Raw genomic sequence first — 16,513 nt, 5'->3', positions numbered from 1 at the left:
CATCATAAAATATAATTTTCATATAGCTTGTTCAAAGCTAATTAAATTTTTAATTTTTATTGTTTTTAAATATTTGGTAATACATATAATATTATGATGAATTTTTTTAACCAAAATAAAATTGAATACAAACGAATAATTAAATATGTAGTTGGACTATTTATTATGAACATTGGTATAGCTTTTTCAATTAAATCTAATTTAGGTTCAACTCCTGTTGTTGCTGTACCTTATACCATAAGCATTATATCTGGAATTGATGTAGGGATTTGTAATATGGCATTTCTATGTTTTGTAGTTTTAATTGAACTGTTGCTTTTAAGAAAAGCGTTCCATCCAAAACATTTCTTACAGGTATTTGTCGGGATACTATTTGGAGCATTTACCTCTATTTCAATGATATTATTAAGTGTAATACCTCCAATTGATAATTTAATAATTCAGATTATCTTTTTAATTTTGGGAATTGTCATTTTGGCATTTGGATTATTCCTTTATGTTCCAACAAATGTTGTTCCAGTTCCTATTGATGGTTTAACACAAGCAGTATCAATTTATGCTAATCAATCATTTGCAAAAATAAAAGTTATGACTGATATAACCATGATAATTATTTCATTAAGTTTATCTCTCATATTTCATGTATCCGACATAACTGTTGGTATTGGGACAATAATTGCTGCACTATCTGTTGGAACAACTGTAAAAATAATGAATATGATTTATGCTAAACTTACTGGAAAAGAAGCAGATTTAAAGAAAATGTAGTGTTGATATGATAAAAAGGATATTTTATTTTGTTATTGGATTATTTATAATGGCAACTGGTGTTGCATTTTCAATAATCTCTCTTCTTGGAACAACTCCAATAAGTTCTATTGCATATTCACTTACATTGATTACAAATGTTGATATTGGAATTACAACATTTCTGTTTAATGTATTATTGGTTGTAATCCAGTTTATTATTCTACGCTCAAGATTTCATAAAAAAAGATTACTTCAGTTTATTAATTGTATATTATTTGGATATTTCACTAATGTTGCACTTTATTTGGTATCATTCATACCATTTGACCCATCACTGGGAATGTCTGTATTATTTCTTATCGTAAGTATATTTTTAATCGCATTTGGAATTTTTATTTACCTGCCAGCTAATATTGCACCTCTTCCAGGGGAAGGTTGTGTTGAATCAATTGCAATTGTTACTGGATGGAGATTTTCAACAATTAAAATATGCTTTGATGCATCAATGGTGATAATATCATTAATATTATGTGAATTATTTTATACAACTGCTTTTGGGGCAGTTAATATTGGAACAGTCATATCAGCATTTTTTGTTGGATTTACTCTAAGACAAATCACTAATTTATATGAGTATCTAACTGGTAGTAAAATCAATGTTGTAAATAAAGAATAAATTATATTAATAAATTAAAAGCTAAATTATGTTAGTGAGGTTTAAATATGGAATTTGGGCTTTGGGAAAAATATTATAAAGAAATACTTGATGATTTTGGATTTTCAAGGAATGATGATGAAAAATCAGCAAAACTTCTTGATGAAATTTTATCAACACAAGGATGTCTTACATTAGATGAATTATCACAGATAGTAGGTTTTTCAGATAAATTCATAGTATTTGGTGCAGGACCATCTTTAAAAGAACATATTCTCATGTTAAAAGAGGATTATGATTTAAAAGATTATGTTTTAGTTGCAGCAGATGGAGCAACAACAGCTATGATTGAAGAGAGAATATCTCCAGATATAATATGCACAGATTTAGATGGAAACTTGGATGATATTTTAATTGCAAACATTAGAGGAGCAAATATTGCAATTCATGCTCATGGAGATAACATAGATAAAATAGCTACACTTCCTCAATTTTTCAATAGTGTTATTGGAACAACACAAGCACAACCTATTGGAAACATTTACAATTTTGGAGGATTTACTGATGGAGACAGAGCATTATTCTTATCTGTGGCTCTTGGAGCATCTGAAATTATACTTGCAGGTATGGATTTTGGAGACAAAGTAACTAAATATTCAAGACCTAATCTCGAAGTAGATGTGGATGATGCTGATGATTTTAAAAGGAAAAAATTAATGTATGCTGAAAAATTCACAAATTGGATAGTTGAAAATGAATCAGTTAATGTAGTTAATTTATTAGAATAATAATAAATAATACTTAAAATAGAATTAGATAACATGGCAATTGAAGATATTTTAATGCATGATGAAACATTATTTCAAAATATAAATGCTTTTGATCAGGACTATATGCCTCCAAATTATAATTTTAGGGATACACAAATGGAAGCAATGGCAATATCAATAAGACCAGCTATGATTGGTGGTCAACCATCAAGTGCTATTGTTTTAGGTTCACCTGCAACAGGAAAAACAACAGCAATAAGGAAAGTATTTGAGCTTGTTGAAAAAAACACAGAAAAAGTAGTTTGTGTTTACATTAACTGCCAACTTCACACAACTCGTTTTGGAATATTTTCACAAATCTATAAGAAAATATTTGGACATGTCCCACCTGAAACAGGAGTTCCATTTTCCAGAATTTATGATCAAATCATGCAAAATCTTCAAAAAAATAATAAATCTCTTGTTATAGCATTAGATGATGTTAATTATTTATTCCAATCAAAAACAGCAAATAAAGTATTTTACGACATGCTTAGAGCATATGAAGAATATTCTGGAGTTAAAACAGCTATTTTTGCAATATTGTCTGATTTGGAATTTAAATATGCATTTGACAAAAATGTAAACTCAGTATTTATCCCACAAGAAATCCATTTTCCACTTTATTCTTATTCAGAAATTGAAGATATATTAAGAGACAGGGCAAAAGTAGGATTTTTCCCAGGTGTACTATCTGATGATATTCTAGAACAAATTGCAATGTATACTCATGAAAATGGAGATTTAAGAATTGGAATTAATCTTTTAAAATCTTGTGGTAATTTTGCAGAAGCAAATGCTAGTCGTGAAATAACTCAAGAGCATTTTGATCAAGCTATTGAATCATTAGTTTCAATTAATGTGGCTGAAACAATACAATCATTAAATAGTGCTGAAAAAGAATTATTAAAAATCATCGCTAGTTGGGATGGTGTTTGCAGAGCTGGTGAGTTATCTGAAATGTATAAGGAAAAAACAAACTCCAGTTATGCATCTTTTAATCGTATTTTAGATAAATTAGAATTTGTTAGATTGGTTGATACTAAATTTACAGGAAAAGGGGTTAGAGGAAATTCTAGAGAGATTATATTGCGTTTTAACCCCACTGAACATGTAATTTAAGTTTTTTCCTGTAGGAAATTAATTTCTGTTAACATTAGATTATTGCATGGTAAGCTTGTAATCTAATGTGCAACTAAGGGTTTGGTATTAAAAATAGTAAAATCCTTTATATGATATACGGATTTTGAGCTGCAACAACAGAAATAACAGATAAAAGTAATGCTGCTATTACTACAAGCACTACCATGCAAGATTGAATGTCAATGTTTTTATAGTTAATTTCTTCTTTTAAACTACTTTTTTTTCTTAAGTCTACCTGAATTGTGGTGTCATTATTCTCGAACATGTTAATCACTATATTTAAGATTGTTAAATAACTAATATAAAAAAAGAGTAAGAGAGCATTTGAAAAGTAATATTTTTGAGGTAAAATCATGAAAAAATTTGAATATTTCGGAGTAACTGCAGATATAGGCTTTAAAGCATATGGTAATGATTTAAATGAAGCTTTTGAAAATGCAGGATTAGCTATTTTTAATATAATTTCTGATACTAATGATGTTGAACCAACAAAAGAAATATCATTCGAAGTAACCTCAGAAGATAATGTTTCTATGTTATATGATTATCTTGAAGAACTTTTATTTTATCATGAAGTGGAATTCATGTTATTTTCAGAATTTAATGTTGAAATATTAGATAATTTTTCTCTAAAAGCAACAATAAAAGGAGAAGAAATTAATTGGGAAAAGCACACAAGAAAATCTGAAATAAAAGCAATAACCTTCCATAAAATGGAAGTTTCACAGTCAAATCCAGTAAAACTTCAAGCTATTGTTGACTTATAATATAAATAATATGAAAAAATATATTATCTATTATGAGAAGGACAAGAACTATATCAAGAAATTTTGAAATGGTGCTTGGTATTATAGGATCAATTATAGGATTATTATCTGGTTCTATGTTATTATTTTTAGGAGCCATTGAAAATGTCCCGACTCCATTTTTAGGATTTGTAGCTATTATTGCATCTTTTTTAGGAATTGCTGCAAGTTTATATGTTAAAAAGAATAACGAGGTTGCTGGTGTTGGTTTTATAATTGCAACAATGTTTGTAATTGTTGGTTCTGCATATATTAATATAATAAGTGCAATATTTTTGCTCGTTGCAGGAATATCTTCACTATTTAGAAATTAATCATTTACTTTTTTTTAGAATTTAACAAACTTTATTTATAATATTATAAATAAAAATTAAAATATAATGATTTTGTGATTTTTATGAGTATTAAAGATGAAATTAAAAAAGTTAGAGATAATGTTTATGAGGTTCCAGGATCTTTTAATAAAAAAATGAGAGCTTCTGGAAGATTTTATATTGCTGATGAATATTTCGATGAACTTGAAGAAGGAGCTATTGAACAAATTGTTAATGTAGCATGCCTTCCAGGAGTTCAAAGATATTCAATTGGACTTCCAGACATTCACTTTGGATATGGATTTCCAATTGGTGGGGTTGCAGCATTTTCCCTAAGAAATGGTATTGTATCCCCAGGTGGAGTTGGATTTGATATTAACTGTGGAGTTAGATTAATCAAATCAAATCTAAAAGTTGAAGATATTGAAGATAACTTAGATGAGCTTACCGAAAAGTTATTTAAAAATATCCCATCCGGTGTTGGAAGTAAAGGTAAAATAAGACTTAAAGAGGATGAGATCAATGATGTGCTTGATTATGGTGCACAATGGGCTGTTGATAATGGATATGGATGGTCTGAAGATTTAGATGTTTTAGAAGAAAACGGAAGAATGGTTGATGCAGATTCAAGCATTGTCTCTGAAAAAGCTAAAAAAAGAGGAATTCCACAATTAGGTTCTCTTGGTTCAGGTAATCACTTTTTAGAAGTTCAAGTCGTTGATGAAATTTATAATGAAGAAGTCGCAAAAGTCTTTGGACTTGAAAAAGGAATGATTGTAATCATGATTCATTCAGGTTCCAGAGGATGCGGTCATCAAGTATGTTCAGATTACTTAAGAATAATGGATAAAGCTTATAAAAAGTACAAAATTAATATTGATGATAGGCAATTAGCATGTGCGCCACTCGACTCAAAAGAAGCACAAGATTATATTCAAGCTATGGCGGCAGCTGCTAATTATGCATGGGCAAACAGACAAATGATGACTCATTGGGTTCGTGAAACCTTTGAAGAAGTCCTTGGTAAATCCGCAAAAGACATGGAAATGGATATTGTATATGATGTAGCTCATAATATTGCAAAAATGGAAACTCATAAAATCTACAATCGTGAAGAAGATGTATTAGTTCACAGAAAAGGCGCAACCCGTGCATTTGGACCTGGAAGAGAAGAAGTTCCAGAAAAATACCGAGCTGTTGGTCAACCAGTATTAATTCCAGGAACAATGGGAACAGCATCATATGTTTTATGTGGAACTGATGTTGCAATGGAAGAAACATTTGGTTCAACAGCTCATGGTGCTGGAAGAGTTCTTTCAAGATCCAAAGCTAAAGAAGATTATGATCCTAATGAAATCACAGAAGAATTAGCATCAAAAGGCATTAAAATCAAAGCTACTAGTAAAAATGTAATTGCAGAAGAAGCTCCTGGAGCTTATAAAGATGTTGATAGTGTAGTTAGAGTATCTGATGAAACTGGCATTGCTAAACTTGTAGCTAAAGTTAAACCACTTTCAGTTTGTAAAGGATGATTTTATGATTGGAATTATCGGTGGTAGTGGAGTATATGAAATTACCCAAAAAGCAGATTCATGTGTTGAAAAATTAGTTGAAACTGAATATGGGCAAGTAACAGTATCTATTTTAGAAATATTCTCTAAAACTGTTGCTTTTATTCCTCGCCATGCTGCAGGTCATTCTATCCCACCACACAAGATTAATTACAGGGCTAATATTGATGCTTTAGGAAAAGTAGGTGTTACTCAAATAATAGCTACTAACTCTGTTGGATCAATGAATGAGAATATGGGTCCAGGTTCATTTGTTATTCCAGATGATTTTTTAGATTTCTCACAAAACAGAGCTAAAACATTCTATGAAGACAAAGTAGTTCATATTGATGTAACAGAACCATATTGTCCAACATTAAGAGATATTTTAGCAAAATCAGGGGATGTGATTTTAGGGGGAACTTATGTATGTACAGAAGGCCCACGTTTTGAAACTCCTGCAGAAATCAAAATGTTTAAAATGCTTGGTGGAGACTTAGTGGGAATGACTGGTGTTCCAGAAGTTAGCCTTGCACGTGAGAGAGGAATCTGCTATAATTCAATATGTATAATATCTAATTATGCAGCAGGTATTTCTGAGGATATACTAACTATTGATGAAGTTTTTGAAATGGTCAGTCAAAAAGAATCAGAACTACTTGAATTAATTTATAACTTTATAAAAAATGCTGAAGAATCTGATTGTGCATGTCGCCATGCATTAGATGGTGCTGAAGTATAAAAGGTTTTGATTATGAGATTAGCAATTGTATCTTCTGATGGAGTAAATGTTGATTTGCATCTTGGCAAAGCAAAATCCGTTTATATATATGACTGGCAAGATGAAATTAAATTCATTGAAAAAAGGAATATTGACATAGATGTTAATTCAAAACATCAAGGAAACATGGTTATTAAAGTTTGTAGTGATTGTGATGTTTTAATTTCTCTTAAGTATGGATTTAAAACTAAAATTTTAGCTGATGAACTTGAAATAAAACTTGTAATGGATGAAGGTACAATTGATGAAGTATTACAGAGATACATCAATCATTATAACTTCATGCATAATTAATTCTTTTTATTTTTTTAAATCTTATAAAAAATTTTAACTATTTTTAAAAATTCAAAAATCTTTATATATTATGAAAAAAATAACTAATAACAACCTTTATGGGCGGATTTTACAAATTAAAACTTAATTAATTGTATTCTCTTAAAATAAGCAAAGAATACTTCATAATAGTCAAATTAACAATTGTAAATGTATAATTGTTGGAATTCATTTTTACAATTTAATTTAAGTGCTATACTTAATTTAAAGACTATTTTATAAAATTTTAATGGCGTAACGCTAAATTATTATATAATATATAATTTTAAACGGTTGATATAATGGCAAAAGCAAAAGCAAGACGTAGAGTACGTGATACATGGAAAGAAAAGTCCTGGTATACTATTAAAACACCAGTAAACTTTGAAGATAAAGAAATTGGGGAAACTCCAGCAAAAGATTCTGAACTTCTCATTGGAAGAGGAGTAGAAGTTACTATGAGGGAATTAACTGGTGATTTCTCAAAACAATACATCAAACTTAGATTTGAAATTGATAATGTTGCAGGTGAAGTTGCAAACACTAAATTCACCGGACACAAAACTACTACTGATTATGTAAGAAGCATGATTAGAAGAGGAACTTCTAGAATCGATGCTACTACTGTTGCAACTACTAAAGATGATCGTAAAATCAAACTTCATGTTCTTGCTGTAACTGTAAGAAGAGCAAAATCTTCCCAACAAAAATACATGAGAAAAGTAATTGAAGATTTACTCGTTGAAACAGCAGCTGAAAAATCTTTCGATGAATTAATTAAACTTGTTGTAAATGGTAAATTAGCATCTGAAATTTATCACAATGCTAAAAAAATCTACCCTCTTAAAAGAGTAGAAATTATCAAAAGTAAAGTAATCAAATAGGATTACTTTTTACCTCTTTTTTTTCTTTTTATTGATATAACTAGTTTTAAATATTTATTCTTCTTGTGGATATATTAAGTAATATATTTATAGAATTTAAGCGAATATAATATTGTGGTCAAAATGGACGGGATAATGATTAACTGGTTATATGTAATACTTTTATTTGTTTTAGGATTTATTACCTATAAACGACAGTCATTGGATTTATTTGGTTCAATGGTAATGATTATTATGGGTATTGTGATTATTTTTTCAGCTGGAACTAACTGGTTATTGTTAATTGTTTTATTCCTTATTTTATCTTTAGTTGCTACTAAATTTTCTAAAAAGTATAAATTGTCCTTAGGTGAATTTGAAGGTAGAAGGACATCTAAAAATGTTATTTCTAATGGTGTTGTAGCATGTTTTATGGCTGCTTTTGGAGGATATTATTCACCGCTTGTTGGAGGATTTATTGGAGCAATTGCAACTGCAACATCCGACACTTTAGCTTCTGAAATTGGAGTTTTAGATACTCATCCTCGTTTAATAACTACTTTGCAGAAAGTAGATCCTGGAACTAATGGTGCAGTTTCAGTTTTAGGAACTGTTTCTGGGATTATCGGAGCATTTATTATAGGTGTTGCAGCATTTTTCCTTGGAATAATGCCAAATCCATTTTCGGCGATTATAGTTTCAATTGTTTCAGGTACTATCGGATGTTTTGGTGATAGTATTTTAGGTGCTCTTTTTGAAAATCATGGATTTCTTACTAATGAGCATGTTAATTTACTTGCAACAATTTTTGGTGCAATTGTTGGAATCTTATTAACTATTTTAATTTAATTTTTTTATATTTTTGATTCTTTTTTAAATAAATTATTTAACTAATTAAAAATAAAAATTATATATAATATAAATTTTATTTGGTGATATTAATGAAAGGACTTATTTTAGTTATGGATGGTATGGCTGACCGTCCTATTAAAGAATTAGGTAATAAAACTCCTTTAGAAGCAGCTGATACTCCTAATATGGATAAAATGGCTGAAAAAGGAATTACTGGTATTATGGATTCAATTGCTCCAGGTATTATTCCTGGAAGTGACACTGCACACCTTTCTATCTTAGGTTACAATCCATATGAAGTATATACTGGAAGAGGTCCATTTGAAGCAAATGGTGTAGGAGTAGATGTTCTTCCAGGAGATATTGCATTTAGATGTAATTTTTCAACTGCAAATGAAGATTTAATCGTAACTGATAGACGTGCTGGAAGAATAAAAGAGGGTACTAAAGAGATAGTCGAAGAATTAAATAAAATGACTTTGGAAGACTATCCTGATATTAAAATAATTTTTAAAGAATCCACTGGTCATAGAGCAGTTTTAGTTTTAAGAGGAGAAGGATTATCTGGTAAAGTAAGTGATGCTGATCCTAAGGTGGAAGGCAATAAACCTAAAGAAGTTAAAGCACTAGATGATACACCAGAAGCTAAAAAAACTGCAGATATCTTAAACAAAGTAGTAATTAAAACTTATGAAATGGTTAAAGACCACCCAGTTAATTTAAAAAGAATTGAAAATGGAGAACATCCAGCAAATATTGTAATTCCTCGTGGTGCTGGTGAAGTTCCTGTTGTTGAATCATTAAATGAAAAATATGGTGTAAATTCTGCATGTATTGCAGAAACTGGTCTTATAATGGGAATTGGAAGGTTTGCAGGAATGGATATCATCGAAATGGAAGATGTAACTGGTGGAATCGATACTAATTTAGAAAATATTCGTGATACTATCATCGATCAAGTTAAAAACTCAGAACATGACTTTTTCTTAGTAAATATTGATGGAGCTGACGAAGCAGGGCATGATGGTCAAACTAAAGAGAAAAAAGAATTCATAGAAAAAGTTGACCGTGTTGTAATAAGCGAATTAATGAAACTTAAAGATATTTATATTTACTTAACCGCAGATCACTCAACTCCAATTTCAGTAATGAATCACTCTGGAGATCCAGTTCCTGTGATTATTAGTGGTCCTGAAGTAAGAGTAGATGATGTTAAAGAATTTGGTGAAAGGGCTTGTGCTAAAGGTGGACTTAATAGAATCAGAGGATCTGATGTAATGAATATTATGATGGATTTAATGAATTATGCTCATAAATTTGGTGCATAGGTGGGATTATGGTAGCTAAAAAACTATTTGGAACCTCTGGAATTAGAGGAAAAATAGGTTCTGAAGTAACATGTGAACTTGCATTAAATGTAGGTAAATCTCTAGCTTACTATTTAGGCAATTCTGGAACTGTAATTCTAGGTTATGATACAAGGACAACCAATCAAATGTTGGACCAAGCTATTTGTGCAGGTTTACTTGAAAGTGGTGTTGATGTTATAAAGATAGGTATGGTTCCAACTCCATTAGTTGGTTACGCTACCGAAAAGCTTGATGCTGATGCTGGAATCATGTTAACAGCATCCCACAATCCTTCTCAATATAATGGAATTAAACTATGGAATAAAAATGGAATGGCATATACTTCCGCTCAAGAAGCAGAAATTGAAAGAATTTATTCAAACAAAGAATATATTTCAGTATCTTGGGATAATATAGGTAAATTAAGAGTTAATGAAGAAATCAAAGGTCAATATATCGATGATTTAGTTAACATGGTTGATATTGAAAAAGGTTTAAAAGTAGTAATTGATTGTGCATCAGGTGCAGGAAGTGAAATATCACCTTTAGTATTTAGAAAAGCAGGATGTGAAGTTACTACTCTTAATTCTCAGGTAGATGGATTTTTCCCAGGAAGAAATCCAGAACCTAATGAAGAAAACTTACAAACATTAATGAAAACTGTTGTAGCTATTGGAGCAGATTTAGGAATTGCTCATGATGGTGATGCAGATAGGATGATTACTGTTGATGAAAAAGGTAATGTTTCTCCATTTGACTCTCTTTTAGCATTAATATCAAAAGAATTTGATGGAGATATAGTAACAACAGTTGATGCAGGTTTATGTATGGATGAATCTGTAAAAGGCAATGTTATAAGAACTGCGGTTGGTGATGTAAATGTTGCTGAAGTAATCCTTGAAAAAGATGCAAGCTTTGGTGGAGAACCTTCTGGAACTTGGCTTCACCCAGACTTCTGCATGTGTCCAGATGGAATCCTTTCAGGTTTAAGAATAGCTGCAATTGTTTCAAGAGATGGTAATTTATCTGATCTTTTAGAGGCCATTCCGTCTTATCCAAATATTCGTGAGAAAATAACTTGTTCTAAAGAAGCTAAAATCAAAGTAATGGAAAACATGGAACATTTACTTACCACTGCTTTTGAGGATATTTCTGATGTAAATACACTTGATGGTGTTAGATTAACTTTTGAAGATGATAGTTGGGTACTTGTAAGACCTTCTGGAACTGAAGATTACATTAGAATAACTTTAGAATCAAAAGAGCTTAAAAGAGCTGAAGAAATCAGGAATGTTTGTGTAAAAATAATTAATGAAAATTTATGAAGATTATTTTATCTTCAAATTTTCCTTAAATATATGCTTTTTTTTTAAAGAATTTAATTTTCTTATTGTTTTTTTTATAAATCCAATTATATTCACAATGTAGATAAATATATGTCACCATTTTAAAACATCATTTGTCCTGTGTTTTTATTTAAAATTATTTATTTAATTAGCAAAATTAATTAACAAGGAACAAGTTAACTATATATCATTAATATAAATTTTAGGGGGTAATGAAAAAAAATGAAAGCAATAATTCTATGTGCTGGTGAAGGATCTAGAATGAGACCATTAACACTCACTAAGCCTAAAACTATGTTACCTGTTGCAGGAAAACCAATCATGCAGTATAATATAGAATCATTAAGAGAAAATGGTATTAAAGATATTTTGCTTATTGTTCGCTATAAAGAAGAAATGGTTAGAAATTATTTTGGAGATGGTAGTGAATTTGGAGTTAATATTACTTATCAAAGACAAGAAGACTTTTTAGGTACTGCTAATGCAATTTCTTATGGAAAAGAATTTATCAATGACAGTTTGATAGTTTTAAATGGGGATGTCATTTTAGATGGTGATATTATCAGCGAGTTCATCAGTAAATATGAGGAATTAAAACCTGATACTTTAATGCTTTTAACCGAAGTAGAAGATCCTTCTGCTTTTGGTGTTGTTGAAATTGAAGATGGTTATATTAAAAGTATTGTGGAAAAACCTAAACTAGAAGATGCACCAAGTAACTTAGTTAATGGTGGAATTTATATCTTCAATAAGGATATATTTGATAAAATTGATAAAACTGAACTTTCTCAAAGAGGAGAATATGAAATTACTGATTCATTAACTATGCAAATTGAAGAAGGATTAAGAGTAATGGGGCATAAAACTGATAAAGATTGGATTGATGTAGGTCGCCCATGGGAATTAATCGAAGTTAATGAAGAACTCATTTCTAATCTTAAAACTGAAATCAAAGGTACTGTAGAAGAAGGAGCTCATATTCACGGTGAAGTCTTTTTAGATGAAGGAAGTGTAATTAGAGCAGGAGTTTACATTGTAGGTAATGTATATATAGGTAAAAATTGTGATATAGGTCCTAATTCTTATATCCGTGGTAATTCTTACTTCGGTGATAATGTTCATGTTGGAAATGCAGTTGAAATTAAAAATTCAATTATTATGGAAAATACTAATGTTAGTCATTTAAGTTATGTTGGGGATTCTGTAATTGGTTCTAATTGTAATCTTGCAGCAGGAACTAACATTGCAAACTTGCGTTTTGACAATAAATCAGTTAAAACAAAAATTAAAGATAAAATGATTGATAGTGGAAGACGTAAATTTGGTTCTATTATTGGTGATTCTGTAAAAACTGGTATTAACTCTAGTTTTTCTCCAGGTGTAAAAGTAGGTCATAATTCTACTATTGGTTCTGGAGTTTTATTATATAATGATGTACCTTCTGATACAAGAGTATTAATTAAACAAGAGTACATTATTCAAGATAAAAATTTAAAAAAATAATTAGGTGATATTATGGAAAATATTGAAGACTCTATTGTAATATGCCCTGGTGCACAAGTATTTGGTGATGTTGAATTAGGTGAAAACGTATCTATATGGCATGGTGCTATATTAAGGGGAGATACTGATGCAATCACTATTGGAAACAATTCTAATGTCCAGGATAATTGTGTTATTCATTGTACTAAAGGATTCCCTGTTGAAATAGGAGATAATGTATCTATTGGACATGGTGCAGTTGTTCACGGTTGTAAATTAGATGATAATGTGTTAATTGGAATGAATGCTACTGTTTTAAACGGTGCACACATATCTAAAAACTCTATTGTTGGTGCAGGTGCTGTTGTAAGTGAAGGAAAAGAATTCCCAGAAAATAGTTTAATTTTAGGAGTTCCAGCTAAAGCTGTTAAACAATTATCTCAAGAACAAGTGGAAATGATTCAAGAGAATGCGGATAATTACGTAAAACTCTCTAAACAATATATGGAAGATTAGGATGAATGTAAGAAAAATTGTTGATGAAATGGATTCATATGTTCCAGGTAAATCTCAAGATGAGATTGCTCAGGATTTTAATTTAAATAAAGAAGATATTATTAAATTAGGATCTAATGAAAATCCATGGGGTCCATCTCCTAAAGCTATAGAAGCTATTAAAGAAGAAATTGGTAATATAAATAGGTATCCAGAATCACAATTAGGTGAACTTGTATCAGAAATAGCTAAATATTCTGGTGTAGATGATTCTCAAGTGATAATTGGTGGAGATGGTGCTGATGAAATCATTGATGTTTTAGCAAAAACATTTATAGACGAAGGTGATGAATTCATCGTACCTTTACCTTCTTACATGTATTATGAGTACTTATTAACCCAATATGGTGCTAATCCAGTTTATGCAAGATGGGATCTTGAAAATAATAAATTAGATGTTAATTCAGTTTATGATGCTATAACTGATAAAACTAAAATGATTTTCTTATGCAGTCCTAATAATCCTAATGGTACATTAATCGATAAAGAAGTGTTTATAGATATTGCTTCTAAAAATCCAGATATATTGATTGTTATTGATGAAGCTTATTTTGAATATTCCGAAGTCACTAATAAAGATTTAATCAATGAATTTGACAATATTTTTATTATTCGTACATTTTCAAAAGTTTTAGGCCTTGCAGGAATGAGGGTTGGTTATGGTCTTGCATGTTCTGAAATTATTGAATATATGCATAGAATCAAACCAGTTTTCTCTATAACAAAATTATCTTTTGTTGCAGCTTTAAATACTCTTAAGGATACTGAGTATATTGAAAATTCAATTAAAAAAGGTATTGAATCAAGGCAATATTTATATGATGAAATTTCAAAAATAGATGGACTTTTTGTATTCCCATCTAAATCTAATTTCATGTTAATTAATATTAAAAAAACTGGATTTACTGCTGCAGAATTAGCGTTAGAGCTCATGAAGAAAGGTATAATTGTAAGAGATTGTACATCATTCAAAGGATTAGACGAATATTGGATTAGGATTAGTATATGTACTCTTGAAGAAGATAAAAAGTTCATTAAAATCCTAAAAGAGGTACTAGGATAATGTATGTTGGTGGAACTGTTATTTCTTCTGTTGAATTCCATGGAAATATGTCATTAGTTATTTTCATGTCTAAATGTCCTCTTGCTTGTAAGTATTGTCATAATGTAGAGCTTTTAGAAGATAATACTGAATGGTCTTTGGATAAAGTAAAACAAGAAATTGATTATGTAGCTGATTTTTTAGATGCAGTTGTTATCTCTGGTGGAGAACCATTAGGACAAGTGGATGCAGTAATAGAAATATTGACTTATGTTCGTCAAATTGGATTTAAAACAAAACTAGATACTAGTGGTATTTACCCAGACAATCTTAAAAAAATATTAGATTTAGATTTACTTGATTATGTTTCACTTGATGTTAAAACAACATTTTCTAAGTATAAAAAAATTACGGGGGCTAATGTTGGTTTTAAAGTTAAAAAATCAATGAATTTAATAAATGATGCGGGGGTTCATTTAGAAGCAAGAACAACTTATGTTCCAACATTACATACAAGAAAAGATATTTATAATTTAGTAGATGAAATTGAAGCGGATGTTTACACTATTCAACAATTTAGAAATAAAAATGTGCTGGATCCAGCTTTAGAGGAAGTTGATGTTCCCAATCCACATGATTTGATAAAGTTAGCTAAAGAAATTAAACCATATTTTAATGGTATTGTTAAGGTTAAATCAGGAGAATTTGGAGAGCAAGTAATTTAATTGAGGTATATCATGCCAATTTTGTCATTTTCAAGTAATGATATTGATGTTATCACTGGTAAAAAGACCAGAACAATTCGTAAAGCATGGAAGAATCCACTTAAAGTTGGGGATAGGCTTTACTGTTATTGGAATTTAGTATCAAAAGAAAAAATGAAGATTTTTGAAGCTTTCGTTACAAAAATTGAGGATATTGCTTTTGAGGAAATTGAAGGTAATGATGAATTGGCTCGCCAAGAAGGATTTAAAGATTCCAAAGACATGTTAAAAGAATTTAAAAAGATGTATGGTGGGAGAATTGATCCTTCTGAAAAATTTCAAATAATTTATTTTGAAAAAATCCCAATTGATGATTGGAGAGGCGACAAAATTGATGAAAAAGCAATGATTTCTAAAAGAGCAGATATTTTGTTTGATAGTGGTAAATTTGATAAATCTACTATGTGTTATGATGCTGCTTTAAGATTGGATCCTCATGATGTTTATTTATTAAATAAACAAGGAGATAATTTATCAAGACTTGGTAGATTCATGGATGCTATTGAGTGTTATGATAAAGCATTGATGATTGAACCTGACAATGTTTATATTTTAAACAATAAAGCTATTGCTCTTTTAAACTCTGGAAATATTAATGAAGCATTAAAAGTAAGTAATATTGCTTATAATTATCGTCCAAGCAGTCCAATTGTCCTCTATTGGAGAGGTTTTATTTTAGAAATGCTTGGAAGATATGATGATGCTCTTAAAGTTTATGATAAGCTTATAGTTATTGATGGAGACAATCCTGAGGTGTGGAATTCACGTGGAAATTTACTAACTGATATGGGAATGTTAGAAGAAGCTATTGAATCATTTGATAAAGCAGTGGAAGTTTGTTTGGATGATTCTGAAATGGATGCAGCTGCTATTAATAGGATGGGTAATGCGTATATTGATTTAGGAAAACTTGATGAAGCTTTAGATTGTTTTAATAAAGCTATTTTTTTAGAAAAAAATAATATTGATTTTTTACTTAATAAAGGAGTGGTTTTAATGGAACTTGGAAAATTTGAAGAAGCTATTGATAGTTTTAATAAGGTATTACTTAGAAGTCCCGATAATGAGGATGCATTTTTTTTAAAAGAGGAATGTTTGGAATATCTTTGATATTATTTTTTTTAATTTTTTTAAACTAAC

Annotated in this window: 19 protein-coding genes; 18 read left to right on the top strand and 1 reads right to left on the bottom strand. The window is 29.8% G+C overall.

Annotated elements, in window-relative coordinates:
• The first annotated feature begins 93 nt into the window (after window positions 1-93).
• From ACI389_RS02840 to ACI389_RS02825, 4 genes are read left to right on the top strand one after another with little or no spacing between them, the layout of a single operon-like run.
• Window positions 94-768, top strand: a complete 675-nt coding sequence (locus ACI389_RS02840) for a YczE/YyaS/YitT family protein (protein WP_439780034.1) — start codon at window positions 94-96, stop codon at window positions 766-768.
• Between the two features lie 7 nt (window positions 769-775).
• The gene (locus ACI389_RS02835) at window positions 776-1,426 is read left to right on the top strand and encodes a YczE/YyaS/YitT family protein (RefSeq protein WP_439780033.1); all 651 of its coding nucleotides are present in this window, start codon (window positions 776-778) and stop codon (window positions 1,424-1,426) included.
• A 47-nt stretch (window positions 1,427-1,473) separates the two neighbouring features.
• A complete protein-coding gene (locus tag ACI389_RS02830) occupies window positions 1,474-2,193 on the top strand; it encodes a 6-hydroxymethylpterin diphosphokinase MptE-like protein (RefSeq protein ID WP_439780032.1) in 720 nt (239 codons plus the stop codon).
• Window positions 2,194-2,226: 33 nt separating this feature from the next.
• A complete protein-coding gene (locus ACI389_RS02825) occupies window positions 2,227-3,336 on the top strand; it encodes an ORC1-type DNA replication protein (protein ID WP_439780031.1) in 1,110 nt (369 codons plus the stop codon).
• A 106-nt stretch (window positions 3,337-3,442) separates the two neighbouring features.
• On the opposite strand, the gene ACI389_RS02820 is transcribed toward ACI389_RS02825, so the two are convergent.
• On the bottom strand, window positions 3,443-3,622 hold the full coding sequence (locus ACI389_RS02820; RefSeq protein ID WP_432644588.1) for a hypothetical protein: 180 nt from the start codon (window positions 3,620-3,622) through the stop codon (window positions 3,443-3,445).
• 88 nt (window positions 3,623-3,710) lie between these two features.
• On the opposite strand from ACI389_RS02820, the gene ACI389_RS02815 reads away from it, so the two are divergent.
• The 14 genes from ACI389_RS02815 to ACI389_RS02750 all read left to right on the top strand — a co-directional run bounded on the left by ACI389_RS02815 (window position 3,711) and on the right by ACI389_RS02750 (window position 16,483).
• Window positions 3,711-4,124, top strand: a complete 414-nt coding sequence (locus tag ACI389_RS02815; protein ID WP_439780030.1) for an archease — start codon at window positions 3,711-3,713, stop codon at window positions 4,122-4,124.
• Window positions 4,125-4,156: 32 nt separating this feature from the next.
• The gene (locus ACI389_RS02810; RefSeq protein WP_439780029.1) at window positions 4,157-4,477 is read left to right on the top strand and encodes a hypothetical protein; all 321 of its coding nucleotides are present in this window, start codon (window positions 4,157-4,159) and stop codon (window positions 4,475-4,477) included.
• Between the two features lie 83 nt (window positions 4,478-4,560).
• The gene (locus ACI389_RS02805) at window positions 4,561-6,009 is read left to right on the top strand and encodes an RtcB family protein (RefSeq protein ID WP_439780028.1); all 1,449 of its coding nucleotides are present in this window, start codon (window positions 4,561-4,563) and stop codon (window positions 6,007-6,009) included.
• Between the two features lie 4 nt (window positions 6,010-6,013).
• A complete protein-coding gene (gene mtnP / locus ACI389_RS02800) occupies window positions 6,014-6,769 on the top strand; it encodes an S-methyl-5'-thioadenosine phosphorylase (RefSeq protein WP_439780027.1) in 756 nt (251 codons plus the stop codon).
• 12 nt (window positions 6,770-6,781) lie between these two features.
• Entirely contained in the window at window positions 6,782-7,102 is a 321-nt protein-coding gene (locus ACI389_RS02795) for a NifB/NifX family molybdenum-iron cluster-binding protein (protein ID WP_439780026.1), read from the top strand.
• Between the two features lie 320 nt (window positions 7,103-7,422).
• A complete protein-coding gene (locus ACI389_RS02790) occupies window positions 7,423-8,004 on the top strand; it encodes a 30S ribosomal protein S3ae (RefSeq protein ID WP_439780025.1) in 582 nt (193 codons plus the stop codon).
• A gap of 123 nt (window positions 8,005-8,127) precedes the next feature.
• Window positions 8,128-8,832, top strand: coding sequence for a TIGR00297 family protein (locus tag ACI389_RS02785; RefSeq protein ID WP_439780024.1), 705 nt, complete (start codon window positions 8,128-8,130; stop codon window positions 8,830-8,832).
• A gap of 92 nt (window positions 8,833-8,924) precedes the next feature.
• Window positions 8,925-10,163 carry a 2,3-bisphosphoglycerate-independent phosphoglycerate mutase gene (locus tag ACI389_RS02780; protein WP_439780023.1) on the top strand — a complete coding sequence of 413 codons (1,239 nt, stop codon included), beginning with the start codon at window positions 8,925-8,927 and terminating at the stop codon, window positions 10,161-10,163.
• Window positions 10,164-10,171: 8 nt separating this feature from the next.
• A complete protein-coding gene (gene glmM / locus ACI389_RS02775) occupies window positions 10,172-11,509 on the top strand; it encodes a phosphoglucosamine mutase (protein ID WP_439780022.1) in 1,338 nt (445 codons plus the stop codon).
• A 243-nt stretch (window positions 11,510-11,752) separates the two neighbouring features.
• Window positions 11,753-13,033 carry a bifunctional sugar-1-phosphate nucleotidylyltransferase/acetyltransferase gene (gene glmU / locus ACI389_RS02770; protein WP_439780021.1) on the top strand — a complete coding sequence of 427 codons (1,281 nt, stop codon included), beginning with the start codon at window positions 11,753-11,755 and terminating at the stop codon, window positions 13,031-13,033.
• Between the two features lie 12 nt (window positions 13,034-13,045).
• Entirely contained in the window at window positions 13,046-13,528 is a 483-nt protein-coding gene (locus ACI389_RS02765) for a gamma carbonic anhydrase family protein (RefSeq protein ID WP_439780020.1), read from the top strand.
• Between the two features lies 1 nt (window position 13,529).
• Window positions 13,530-14,630: a histidinol-phosphate transaminase gene (gene hisC, locus ACI389_RS02760; RefSeq protein WP_439780019.1), complete on the top strand. Its 1,101-nt coding sequence runs from the start codon at window positions 13,530-13,532 to the stop codon at window positions 14,628-14,630.
• The gene (locus tag ACI389_RS02755; RefSeq protein WP_439780018.1) at window positions 14,630-15,334 is read left to right on the top strand and encodes an anaerobic ribonucleoside-triphosphate reductase activating protein; all 705 of its coding nucleotides are present in this window, start codon (window positions 14,630-14,632) and stop codon (window positions 15,332-15,334) included. Before hisC ends, ACI389_RS02755 begins: the two co-directional genes overlap by 1 nt.
• Before the next feature lie 12 nt (window positions 15,335-15,346).
• A complete protein-coding gene (locus ACI389_RS02750) occupies window positions 15,347-16,483 on the top strand; it encodes a tetratricopeptide repeat protein (RefSeq protein WP_439780017.1) in 1,137 nt (378 codons plus the stop codon).
• Window positions 16,484-16,513: the final 30 nt, after the last annotated feature.

Source organism: Methanobrevibacter sp. (assembly GCF_051877095.1).
Lineage (GTDB): Archaea > Methanobacteriota > Methanobacteria > Methanobacteriales > Methanobacteriaceae > Methanocatella.
The sequence above is the reverse complement of the archived record's forward strand: the minus strand, read 5'-3'. Positions and strand labels throughout refer to the sequence as shown.

Excerpts from the sequence above, each read along its gene's own strand:
- glmU (WP_439780021.1), top strand. The coding sequence starts at position 11,753 with ATGAAAGCAATAATTCTATGTGCTGGTGAAGGATCTAGAATGAGACCA.
- ACI389_RS02835 (WP_439780033.1), top strand. The coding sequence starts at position 776 with ATGATAAAAAGGATATTTTATTTTGTTATTGGATTATTTATAATGGCA.
- glmM (WP_439780022.1), top strand. The coding sequence starts at position 10,172 with ATGGTAGCTAAAAAACTATTTGGAACCTCTGGAATTAGAGGAAAAATA.
- ACI389_RS02810 (WP_439780029.1), top strand. The coding sequence starts at position 4,157 with ATGAGAAGGACAAGAACTATATCAAGAAATTTTGAAATGGTGCTTGGT.
- ACI389_RS02805 (WP_439780028.1), top strand. The coding sequence starts at position 4,561 with ATGAGTATTAAAGATGAAATTAAAAAAGTTAGAGATAATGTTTATGAG.
- ACI389_RS02820 (WP_432644588.1), bottom strand. The coding sequence starts at position 3,622 with ATGTTCGAGAATAATGACACCACAATTCAGGTAGACTTAAGAAAAAAA.
- ACI389_RS02785 (WP_439780024.1), top strand. The coding sequence starts at position 8,128 with ATGGACGGGATAATGATTAACTGGTTATATGTAATACTTTTATTTGTT.
- ACI389_RS02830 (WP_439780032.1), top strand. The coding sequence starts at position 1,474 with ATGGAATTTGGGCTTTGGGAAAAATATTATAAAGAAATACTTGATGAT.
- mtnP (WP_439780027.1), top strand. The coding sequence starts at position 6,014 with ATGATTGGAATTATCGGTGGTAGTGGAGTATATGAAATTACCCAAAAA.
- ACI389_RS02780 (WP_439780023.1), top strand. The coding sequence starts at position 8,925 with ATGAAAGGACTTATTTTAGTTATGGATGGTATGGCTGACCGTCCTATT.
- ACI389_RS02825 (WP_439780031.1), top strand. The coding sequence starts at position 2,227 with ATGGCAATTGAAGATATTTTAATGCATGATGAAACATTATTTCAAAAT.
- ACI389_RS02790 (WP_439780025.1), top strand. The coding sequence starts at position 7,423 with ATGGCAAAAGCAAAAGCAAGACGTAGAGTACGTGATACATGGAAAGAA.
- ACI389_RS02815 (WP_439780030.1), top strand. The coding sequence starts at position 3,711 with ATGAAAAAATTTGAATATTTCGGAGTAACTGCAGATATAGGCTTTAAA.
- ACI389_RS02755 (WP_439780018.1), top strand. The coding sequence starts at position 14,630 with ATGTATGTTGGTGGAACTGTTATTTCTTCTGTTGAATTCCATGGAAAT.
- ACI389_RS02750 (WP_439780017.1), top strand. The coding sequence starts at position 15,347 with ATGCCAATTTTGTCATTTTCAAGTAATGATATTGATGTTATCACTGGT.
- ACI389_RS02795 (WP_439780026.1), top strand. The coding sequence starts at position 6,782 with ATGAGATTAGCAATTGTATCTTCTGATGGAGTAAATGTTGATTTGCAT.
- hisC (WP_439780019.1), top strand. The coding sequence starts at position 13,530 with ATGAATGTAAGAAAAATTGTTGATGAAATGGATTCATATGTTCCAGGT.
- ACI389_RS02765 (WP_439780020.1), top strand. The coding sequence starts at position 13,046 with ATGGAAAATATTGAAGACTCTATTGTAATATGCCCTGGTGCACAAGTA.
- ACI389_RS02840 (WP_439780034.1), top strand. The coding sequence starts at position 94 with ATGATGAATTTTTTTAACCAAAATAAAATTGAATACAAACGAATAATT.